The sequence below is a fragment of the Thioalkalivibrio sp. genome, from assembly GCF_041685615.1.
In the GTDB taxonomy this organism is placed as follows: domain Bacteria; phylum Pseudomonadota; class Gammaproteobacteria; order Ectothiorhodospirales; family Ectothiorhodospiraceae; genus Thioalkalivibrio.
This window is the reverse complement of the sequence record NZ_JAWLFK010000063.1, coordinates 1-8,757: the sequence shown is the minus strand read 5'-3', so window position 1 is coordinate 8,757 and position 8,757 is coordinate 1. Positions and strand designations below refer to the sequence as shown.

Here is an 8,757-nt window from a genome sequence, read left to right as displayed (position 1 = left end):
GAGGAGGTGCGGCGCTCGCTCGCGCTGGTGCAGCACGAGTTGTTTGATCTCGGAGCGGAACTGGCAGTGCCAGGGCACCAGGCCCTCCCGGACGCTTCCGTGGAGCGGCTGGATGTGGAGCTGGAGTCCTTCAACGACGATCTGCCCGCTCTGAAGGAATTCATCCTTCCGGGCGGAGGCCCCGCCACGGCCGACTGTCACATTGCGCGCACGGTCTGTCGGCGCGCGGAACGGCGCCTGGTGGCACTCAACCACCACGAGGCATTGCGACCGTCTTCGCTGGCCTATATCAACCGGCTGTCGGATCTCCTGTTCGTGCTCTGCCGCGTCCTCGCTCGCCATGAAAACGGTGCCGAGGTCCTCTGGCAGCCGGCCAGCCAGCGCGGCTGACGTGTTCGTCTGATCGGCGTCGCTGCCGCGGCGCCCGATTCCCATCGCATCGGTCGCGGGCGTGTCGGGTACACGCCTCGCGATCCCCTGCGCCTGTTTTTCGGGAAGTCTCCATGCGTTTTCGTTGCACAATTCTGATGGCTCTGGCGTTTTTTTTGTTCGGGGTCGGAACGGCCGGGGCCGGACCGCTGGTGGTGGGCGTCGTCTCCGATCGCTCGGCGGCGGAGGTTGCCGCCGGGGCCCATCGCTTCCTTGAGGCATATCCGGAGGCGGAGGTCGTGCTGCGCACCCCCGAGCAGCTCACGGACAAGTCGGACGAGGCGGTATCGACGCTGTGGCGCGAGGCTGATGCGGTGCTCGTTGCCGCCGTCTTCGGGGATCAGGCCGCGCGCCTCGATCGGCTGTTGCGGGAGGCCCCGCCGCCCGAGGGAGCCCCGATTATGGCCATTAACAGCGTGCGTCACTTGACGGCGTTGTCGCGGATCGGCGGCGAGGCCGTACTCGCGGGCCTGGATGACGAGGAACGCACCGAACTGGCGGCCAACCCCGAACCGGGCGAGGACCCGCGCGTGCACCTGGCCCAACAGCAGGAGCGTTTCCCCGAACAGGCGGACTGGCTGACCGGGCGCGCGTTCTACCAGGGGCGCACGCCGGAGAGCATGGAGGGCCTGATGCGCTGGCTGGCCGCGCACGGCGGCCACGCGATCGACGTGCCCGATCCGGACCCGCGCGAGACTATCCGTTACTACCGTCATGGCAGCTCCAGTCCCGATCCGGAGGATCTCGATCTGGATGCGGGACCGGCCGTGGCGCTGCTGGATCTGGATACCGGCGACCGGCCGGGTGACCGTGCGCTGCTGGACACTGCCTGCGAGGCTCTGGAGGCGCGTGAAGTCCAGTGTTTTGCGGTACTGGCGCGCTGGGGCGGGGCCAGCCGCGAGGCGGTCGAGACGCTGGCCGAGGCGGCCGGGCCGGCGGATCTGGCGGGGATCGTCAGCCTGCAGGACTTCGTGGTCGGCGGAGGCGGTAACCGCGAGGCGGTGGCCGAGGCCTTCGGCGAACTGGATGTGCCGGTGATCAAGGGCATCCGCCTGGCGGACGTGAGCGCGACCCAGTGGCGGCTGTCGCACGAGGGCATCCCCTGGGACAAGGTCCACTACCACGTGGCCATGCCGGAGTTGCAGGGCATGAGCCAGCCGATGGTGCTCGCGACCGCGGGCGCGCCGGAACAGGACGAACGCACCGGCGTGCGTCTGACGCTGACCGAGCCGGTCGGCGAGCGGGTAGAGGCCCTGGCCGAGCGGGTAGCAATCTGGCAGCGGCTGCGTGCCCTCGACAACGCGGACAAGCGGGTCGCGGTCATCTACTACAACCATCCGCCGGGTCGTCAGAACATCGGCGCGGACAAGCTGGATATCCCCGAGTCCCTGCTGGAGATCCTGCAGAACCTGGAGGCGGCAGGCTATGACCTGGGCGACGAGGTGCCGGAGGATGCCGAGTCCCTGCTGGACCTTATCCAGGACCGTGCGGTGAACCTGCCGGAACAGGCGGATGCGCTGGATGCTATCGCCGGCCGGGTGGCCTCGCTGGATCGCGAACAGTATCAGGCGTATTTCGATGGCCTCTCGGAACCCGTCCAGGCCGAACTGGTGGATGGTCCGATCGGTTATCTGCAAGCACGCCTGGAGGCCGCCAGGGCCGCCGACGAGATCGAACTCGCTCAAGCCGCGCTGGAAAGTGGCGTTGGCGATCTGCGCCACATGCTCGAGAGCTATCCGCACGCGGCCCAGGATCGCGCACTGGACCTGTTGGCGCAGTACGAGGAGGCTTGGGAGGCCACGCTGGCAGGGGAAGACGCGCACGCGACGACCGAGCCGCTGCGCAAGGCGTTGGTGCGCACGGGCATCCCCGGCCTGACCGGCTGGGGCGAGCCGCCGGGCGAGGCGATGACCCGCAACGGCGAGATGCTGTTCCCAGGGATCGAGTTCGGGAACGTGTTCATCGGCCCGCAGCCGCCCCGCGGCTGGGAGGTCAGCGAGCGCCTGCTGCACGCCAACACCACGTTCCCGCCGACCCACCAGTATGTCGGCTTCTATCACTGGATCCGCGATCACTTCGAGGCGGATGCGTTGGTCTACGTTGGCCGCCATTCCACGCGCGAGTTCCTGCCGCGCCGCCGCGCGGGGCTGGCGCCGGATGACTATCCCGAGATCCTCGGCGGTGCCCTGCCGATTATCTATCCGTACATCGTCGATGGCGTGGGTGAGGGTATACAGGCCAAGCGCCGTTCCATGGGGGTGATGATCAGCCACTTGACCCCGCCACTGGCGGCCACCGAGCTGTACGACAGCCTGCTGGAGCTACGACAGTTGGTGGAGACCTACGAGGCGGCCGCGCAGCCGGATGCCGCGACGCGCTCGCGGGCTGCCCAGACCCTGCGCGAACGCATTGAGGATCTCGGCCTGACCGAGACCATCGAAGACGAACTGGCCCGCGGTCATCGTCACGACCACGGCCACCACCATGACGACCACGATGATCACCACGACGGTCATCATGGTGAACCCGATGTCACCGGGCACGGGGAAGGTCGTGCGGACGCCCACGGCGACGAGCATCGTGACGCGGACCATCACGGGAAGCATGGGGATGAAGCGCACGAACACGCCCATGAGCATGATCATGAGAACGAGCATGCGGACGAGGGTCATGACGACCACGCAACAACCTCGCTCGCGGAGATGGACGAAGAGTTGCTGGTCCACGAGATCGGCCACTACCTGACGGATATGCAGGAACATCAGATGCCGCTGGGGCTCCACGTGTTCGGGCGCGACTGGAGTGACGAGGCCGTGGATACAATGCTCGAGTCGATGGCGGGTGACGACGAAGTTGGGGACGACTGGGACGCCAGGCTGCGTGGATCCCCGGCCAATGAACGTGCGCATCTACTCGCGGCGCTGGAGGGACGTTTCGTGCCACCGGGACAGGGCAACGATCCAATCCGAACGCTGGACGTGTTGCCGACCGGCCGCAATTTCCACGCGCTGGCGGCGGATCTGGTGCCCACGCGCGTGGCCTGGAGCATTGGCCAGGAACTGGCCGCGGATGCCCGCGAGCACGGCGATCCCGAGGCGGATGGCAGCGAGGCGATCATCCTCTGGGCCTCGGATACCGTGCGCGACGAGGGCGTGATGATCGCCTTCGGCATGGACATGCTGGGTATGCGCCCGGCCTGGAACAGCCGCGGGATCGTCCAGGGGCTGGAGCGCATGGACCTCGACGCGGCCGGGCGTGACCGCCGCCGCGATGCCCTGTTCACCACCTCCGGTTTGTTCCGCGACCTGTACGAGGACCAGTTGGTGTGGCTGGATCGCGCCGCCCGCCTGGCACTGGACGGCTCGTCGGAGACAATTGTTGCGCAATACCCCGAGCTGGAAGAGGCACTGGACGCCGCCCTGGCCCCGCTTGGGGAGGGCCTGCGTGACCCCGGTGCCGAGCCGCTGGCGCGCAACGACGTGGCTGCCCAGTGGGTGGAAGACACCGAGGCCCTGCGTGCCGCGGGCCTCAATGGCGTCGAAGCGGGTCAGCAGGCCGCGCTGCGTGTGTTCGGTACCGCCCCCGGGGCCTATGGGGCCGGGGTCAATCGTCTTGCCGACCGTTCCGGTGCCTGGGAGGATCGCGGTGAACTGGGGGCGGCCTACGTGCGCCGGATGGGGCATGCCTATGGCGCGGATGAATCCGGCGCCTCCGCGCACGAGGCTTTCGAAGCCCGCCTGGGCCAGGTCGGGCGGACCTATCTTGGGCGCGCCTCGCATCTCTACGGCCTGCTGGACAACGATGACGGCTTCGACTTCCAGGGCGGGCTCTCGACCGCAGTCGACAGCATCCGCGGCGAGGTACCGGACAACCGCGTGCTGCAGCACGCCGATCCGGACGACCCGCGGGTCGAGACCCTGGGCCGCGCGCTGATGCGCGAGCTGCAGGGGCAGAACCTGAACCCGCAGTGGATCGAGCCGCTGATGGATCACGGCTACGCCGGGGCGCGCACGATGGCGCGGGACTTCGTCGACAACCTGTGGGGCTGGCAGGTGACCAACCCGGAGATCATTCGCTCCAGGGTCTGGGACGAGGTGCACGACGTGTATCTGCAGGATCGCCATGGGTTGGGGATGCAGGAGTTCCTGGCCGACGGCCACAACGTGCACGTGAAGACCCATCTGCAGGCGGTGCACCTGGTCGCGGCCAGCCACGGGTTCTGGGACGCCGACCCCGAGGTGCTGGATGCCCTGTCCGAGCGCTTCGCGGAACTGGTCGCCGAGCACGGCCTGCCCGGCAGCGGCCACACGCGCCCGGACCACCCCATGCTGGACGAGGTGGCTGAGCGCCTGGATGACGCCGAGCTGCGCGCGGCCTTCGAGGCCGTGCGGGCGGCCGCGCAGATCGATCGGGCGGAGCCCGAAGCCGACCCCAGCCGTGTCACCGAGATCCAGCCGCTGGAAGACCCGACGGCACCAGAGATGCAGGAGATCCCCGAACCGGCCGAGGGTGAGACCGAGGGCGGTCAGGAGACCGGCGACGAGGCGGCCGGTACGCCCTGGCTTCCCTGGCTGGTGGCCGGTGTGCTGTTCCTGCTGTTGCTCGGCGGTATCGCCGCCGGCCGCCGGCGATAACCGGGGCGTGGGCATTTTCGGGCCTGTAGGAGCCGAGCCCTCTCGGCGACTGCGGCGTCGGATACGCCCCATCGGCCAGAGGCTGGCCTCCTACAAGGGGCCGTGCAAACAAAGGGTAACGAGGTAAACCGAATGTCGTTCTCGATCACGATGGAGCTGATGGATACCGTGGTGCGCTGGCTGCTGGAGCCGGTGATGGTCGGCCTGCTGGTGCTGGTCGCGGTGGCCGTCTGGGAGCTCGGGCTGGCACTGGGCGAACGTTCCGGTGGGGTACGCCGCCTGGAACTGAGCGGCGATGCCGAACGCCTCGCCTACCGCGCACGCCGGCGCATCGACCGCGCGGATCTGCTGGCACGGATCGGCCCGATGCTCGGGCTGATGGGGACGCTGATCCCGCTGGGTCCAGGGCTGGCCGCGATGGGCCGGGGCGAACTGGAAATCCTCGCCCAAGCCGTTACGGTGGCGTTCAACACGACGGTGCTGGGGCTGCTGATCGGCATCCTCGGCTTTTTGCTCGGGCGGCTGCGCCGGCGCTGGTACGACGCCGCGATGGAGCGCCTGGAGGCGGCGGCATGAGGGTTCCGCACTACCGCGCTTCACGCTTCGACGCGCCCGACGAGGAGCCGATGGGTCCACTGGCCAATCTGGCCGACATCATGCTGGTGTTTGCCGTCGGCCTTATGGTGGTGATGGCCGCCTCCGGCGACGGGCTGGAGCCGGCCAGTGGCGGCGTCGAGATTGAGCCCGGACGTGAGATCCCGGACCCGCCCGAGAGGGCGGGCGAGGCCGGCTCGGGCTTCGAATCCATGGGTCAGGTCTACCGGGACCCCGAGACCGGACGCATGATCCTGATCGGTGAATAGCCACTCCCGGAACCGTCCGAACGCCCGTATGACGCAACGAATCAAGGAGTAACAGAAAGATGAGCGACGATACCGAAGGGGCTCGCGCCGAACGCCACGCCCAGCGCATGGCACGCAAGAAGGAGGTCGTGGACCGCAAGATCGCCGAGGCCCAGGAAGAGAAGGGCGTGTTTCTGATCCTGACCGGCAACGGCAAGGGCAAGAGTTCCTCCGGTTTCGGCATGGTTGCCCGGGCCCTGGGGCACGGCATGCAGGTGGGCATTGTCCAGTTCATCAAGGGGCAGTTTGCCACCGGCGAGGAGGCGTTCTTCCGCGGTCAGGACAACGTCCAGTACCACGTGATGGGCGAGGGCTACACCTGGGAGACCCAGGATCGCGAGAAGGATGTGGCCGCGGCCCGCGAGGCCTGGGCGCATGCCCGCGACATGCTGCGCGACCCGAACGTCGACCTGGTGCTGCTCGATGAGCTGCACATCGCGCTGAAATACCAGTACCTGGATGTGGACGAGGTGCTCGAGGACCTCGCCAAGCGCCCGCCGATGCAGCACGTGATCACCACCGGTCGCGCCGCACCCAAGGCACTGATCGAGGCCGCCGACACCGTCAGCGAGATCGGCGTGGTCAAGCACGCCTTCCAGGCCGGCATCAAGGCGCAGAAAGGGATCGAGCTGTGAGTGCCCGTGCGCTGCGGTTGGCCTCCGGGCTGCGCTATGATCGGGGAATTGACGCGACCGCGAACCGGAGGCACCCGCATGGCCAATCCCCAATCCGCGCGCATGGATGCCGAGGCCTTCCTGGCGTGGGAGACCGAGCAGCCGGAGAAGCACCAGTTTGTGGCCGGCGAGGTCTTCGCGATGGGCGGTGCCTCGGACCGGCATGTGACCATCGCCGGGAATGTGTTTTCAGCGCTGCGCGAACACCTGCGCGGGGGCCCCTGTCGCACCTTTATCGCCGACATGAAGCTGCGGGTGGAGGCGGCCGATGCCTTCTTCTATCCCGACGTGATGGTGACCTGCGATTCCGCCGACCGCGGGCGCGAGCAGTACAAGGAGGCGCCGGTGCTGGTGGTGGAGGTGCTGTCGCCGTCGACCGAGGCCTTCGATCGGGGCGCGAAGTTTGCCGCGTATCGTGCCCTGGGCTCGCTGCAGGAGTATCTGCTGATCGACCCGGCAAGCGGTGCGGTCGAGCTCTACCGGCGCGATCCGGAGAACCACTGGGTGCTGTACACCCACGCCCCGCCGGATGCCGTCGACCTGCGCAGCGTCAGCCTGACGCTGGAGGGGGCAAGCATCTTCGAGGACGCGGCCCCCGGCCCGGAGCACGGGACGCCGGCGGAGGCCTGACCTCGCTGACGAACTACGCGGGTGGTCGGCAATGACCGGGGCCGCAAGCTGCCCCGCCGCGTTCGTGGCGGCCCCGGCCTCGGGCCAGGGCAAGACCACGATTACTGCCGCCATCGCCCGTTACCACCGCAACCAGGGCCGCCGCGTGCGCGTGTTCAAGACCGGCCCCGACTTCCTTGATCCAATGATTCTGGAGCAGGCTTCCGGCCATCCGGTGGATCCGCTGCATCTGTGGATGGTCGGCGAAGCCGCCTGCAAGGCGAAGCTGTACGAGGCGGCCCAGGAGTCGGACCTTATCCTGGTCGAGGGCTCGATGGGTCTGTTCGATGGTGATCCGTCCGGAGCGGATCTGGCAGTCCGCTTTGGCCTGCCGGTGTTGGCCCTGATCGACGCCGGGGGCATGGCCCAGACCTTTGGAGCGGTCGTGCACGGGCTGGCAACGTATCGGTCCGATGTCTCGCTCACGGGAGTGATCGCCAATCGAACGGGCAGCAAGCGACACGGGCAGATGCTGGCCGAGAGCATGCCCGAAGGTATGCATTTCTATGGTGCCGTCCCCCGCAATGAAGCGCTTAGCGTGCCGGATCGCCACCTGGGCCTGGTACAGGCTGGCGAGATCGACGATCTCGATGCCCGGCTGCAAGCCGCGGCGACTGTGATTGAAGAGGCCGGCGTCACGGAGCTTCCGGCAGCGGTCACATTCGAGCCCGAGCCGGTGCCGGAGATCGCGCGCGAACTCGAAGGCATACGTATCGGTATCGCGCGGGATGCCGCGTTTGCGTTTACGTATCCCGGCAACCTGGATCTGCTGCAAGCGATGGGGGCCCATTTGGCGTTCTTTTCGCCGGTTGCCGGGGACCGTCTTCCAGACGTCGATGCGGTTTGGTTGCCCGGTGGATACCCGGAACTGCACCTGGGTGCGCTGGCGGCCAATACCGGGCTCAAGGAAGATCTCGCTGAACATCAGGCGGCGGGGCGGACGTTGCTCGCCGAGTGTGGTGGCTTTCTCTATCTGCTGGATGAACTGACAAACCGGGACGGGCACAGCGCGTCAATGGCCGGTTTGATTCCGGGGCAGGCACGGTTGGAATCGAAGTTACAGGGGCTGGGGCTTCAGAGCGCCCCGCTTCCCGAGGGTGAGCTTCGTGGCCACACCTTCCACCACACCCACGCCGAGGTGGACTGGGAGCCGATTGCCCATTGTCGCCGTGCCCGAGACGGGGGAACGGCCTCCGAGGCCATCTACCGAGAGGGGCGCCTGACGGCCGGCTACCTTCACGCGTACTTTCCCTCCAATCCCGATGCTGTGGTGGGTCTGTTTCGGGGCTGAGCACGCCTCCTTCGTCTCCGCTGATCCAGATCAACGGAACGCCCGATTCTTGATCGCGTCCGGTTTCCCGTGTGGGTAGGGTGGGTTTCAGGCGATCTGGACCGAGTCTAGATCGATCCGGGCCGACACCTATTTCCCAGGGGAGACCTTCCACGAAG

The 8,757-nt window shown here is 67.5% G+C and carries 7 protein-coding genes; all 7 read left to right on the top strand.

The features are described from left to right. Positions 1 to 390: cob(I)yrinic acid a,c-diamide adenosyltransferase (locus ACESLR_RS10690; RefSeq protein WP_373067331.1), on the top strand; the 390-nt coding region annotated here is incomplete at its 5' end. A gap of 113 nt (positions 391 to 503) precedes the next feature. Next, positions 504 to 5,063, top strand: a complete 4,560-nt coding sequence (locus ACESLR_RS10685) for a cobaltochelatase subunit CobN (RefSeq protein WP_373024005.1) — start codon at positions 504 to 506, stop codon at positions 5,061 to 5,063. Positions 5,064 to 5,195: 132 nt separating this feature from the next. Further along, positions 5,196 to 5,639 carry a MotA/TolQ/ExbB proton channel family protein gene (locus ACESLR_RS10680; RefSeq protein ID WP_373024004.1) on the top strand — a complete coding sequence of 148 codons (444 nt, stop codon included), beginning with the start codon at positions 5,196 to 5,198 and terminating at the stop codon, positions 5,637 to 5,639. After that, positions 5,636 to 5,926 (top strand): DUF2149 domain-containing protein, encoded by a 291-nt coding sequence (locus ACESLR_RS10675; RefSeq protein ID WP_373024003.1) that lies wholly within the window; start codon positions 5,636 to 5,638, stop codon positions 5,924 to 5,926. The genes ACESLR_RS10680 and ACESLR_RS10675 overlap by 4 nt, the downstream gene beginning before the upstream one ends. A gap of 59 nt (positions 5,927 to 5,985) precedes the next feature. Further along, a complete protein-coding gene (cobO, locus tag ACESLR_RS10670; protein ID WP_373024002.1) occupies positions 5,986 to 6,600 on the top strand; it encodes a cob(I)yrinic acid a,c-diamide adenosyltransferase in 615 nt (204 codons plus the stop codon). A 78-nt stretch (positions 6,601 to 6,678) separates the two neighbouring features. Further along, complete coding sequence (locus ACESLR_RS10665; RefSeq protein WP_373024001.1) at positions 6,679 to 7,269, top strand: Uma2 family endonuclease; 591 nt, start codon at positions 6,679 to 6,681, stop codon at positions 7,267 to 7,269. A 31-nt stretch (positions 7,270 to 7,300) separates the two neighbouring features. Continuing rightward, positions 7,301 to 8,599, top strand: coding sequence for a cobyrinate a,c-diamide synthase (locus ACESLR_RS10660; RefSeq protein WP_373024000.1), 1,299 nt, complete (start codon positions 7,301 to 7,303; stop codon positions 8,597 to 8,599). The last annotated feature ends 158 nt before the right edge of the window (positions 8,600 to 8,757 follow it).

Bases quoted from the DNA above. Each gene is read 5' to 3' on its own strand.
- ACESLR_RS10685 (WP_373024005.1), top strand. From the start codon at position 504: ATGCGTTTTCGTTGCACAATTCTGATGGCTCTGGCGTTTTTTTTGTTC.
- ACESLR_RS10680 (WP_373024004.1), top strand. From the start codon at position 5,196: ATGTCGTTCTCGATCACGATGGAGCTGATGGATACCGTGGTGCGCTGG.
- ACESLR_RS10675 (WP_373024003.1), top strand. From the start codon at position 5,636: ATGAGGGTTCCGCACTACCGCGCTTCACGCTTCGACGCGCCCGACGAG.
- cobO (WP_373024002.1), top strand. From the start codon at position 5,986: ATGAGCGACGATACCGAAGGGGCTCGCGCCGAACGCCACGCCCAGCGC.
- ACESLR_RS10665 (WP_373024001.1), top strand. From the start codon at position 6,679: ATGGCCAATCCCCAATCCGCGCGCATGGATGCCGAGGCCTTCCTGGCG.
- ACESLR_RS10660 (WP_373024000.1), top strand. From the start codon at position 7,301: ATGACCGGGGCCGCAAGCTGCCCCGCCGCGTTCGTGGCGGCCCCGGCC.